The sequence below is a fragment of the Anabaena sp. WFMT genome (assembly GCF_051781005.1).
GTDB lineage: Bacteria > Cyanobacteriota > Cyanobacteriia > Cyanobacteriales > Nostocaceae > Anabaena.
In genome coordinates this window covers 1-1,178 of sequence record NZ_JBPWOA010000012.1, presented here as the reverse complement: position 1 = coordinate 1,178, position 1,178 = coordinate 1, and the positions used below count along the sequence as shown (strand labels likewise).

Here is a 1,178-nt window from a genome sequence, read left to right as displayed (position 1 = left end):
AGAAATGTTGAACGTCGTTACAAAACTTTACATATTCAAGTATAGTAGTATTGTCAAGGGTGAAAATGTCAACATTTCATAATATCTTCCATCCAATGGACATAACTGATTTGTTGACACATACAGGCTTGCAAATAGCGAAATTTATCTAATATTTTTTCACCCCATTGTTTGGGAACAGATACAAGTTGTAAAATCAGATAAGCAATCAGACTTGCATAGATTTGGATGGTAATACCATTAACATTTTTGGTAATTAATCTATCGAGTTTTAGATGCATCTTTAAGAATTTCCACAACAATTCAACTCCCCACCGTAAGCGATAAATATCTCTAATTTCATCATCGCTAACTGCGGCATCTCCATTCGTAGGTAAATTAGTGACTAAGCGAAATTCAGTTTTAGTTTCTAAATCACAAAAATTAATCACTCTATAAGATTGAGCATCTGTTGATGAACCAATTTTCACTAGTTCAGTTTCTGTCTCAAACTCTAGCTTCCAATTATTCTTAATCCGCAAGACAAAATATTTGTTATCTTGTACTAATTCTCGAATAAAATTTAACCCAGCAAATCCTCTATCCATTACCCCGACAGCATCTACTGGTAAATTAGACATCATCTTTGAGCCAAATTTATAATCATGATTATGACCAAAGTTGATGAAATTATCTTCTGGACTTCCCGTAGCCAAATTCAGGGAACTAAACAGTTTAACTTGATGATGACCTAGCACCCATAGCAACTTACTTGTCAATGTAATAATTGTTGAATCAATTGGACATATTGCATATTTATCATGTAACTTTTTGTGGACTTTATTCTGGACTAATTGATTTAATTGATGATATATTTTCTGAAATACCTCTTGACTTCGATGAGTGTTGGCTTTGGAAAATGTGGAAATATCTACATCAAATCCTGTATTATTTAATCGTTTAAATAAATCCCGCATACTTGTTAAGCTATTATCCAGAGCATAAGCCAACCAACACTCAACAAAAAGACGGCTGTTCAAAACAGGATAATCATTTTTGGGTAGCCCTCCCAGGATATTTTTGACAATTTTAGGAAATGAGTTTATGATCATGGGTAATCAAAATATTTTAATCCTTCGCCCAAAATTTAACATATTTTGGGCTATTTTTATCAGGCTTTTCTTAACATTCAACACTTC

The 1,178-nt window shown here is 32.7% G+C and carries 1 protein-coding gene; it reads right to left on the bottom strand.

The window, feature by feature from the left end:
- Positions 1 to 68: 68 nt before the first annotated feature.
- A complete protein-coding gene (locus tag ACSQ6I_RS07275; RefSeq protein ID WP_438889701.1) occupies positions 69 to 1,091 on the bottom strand; it encodes an IS4 family transposase in 1,023 nt (340 codons plus the stop codon).
- Positions 1,092 to 1,178: the final 87 nt, after the last annotated feature.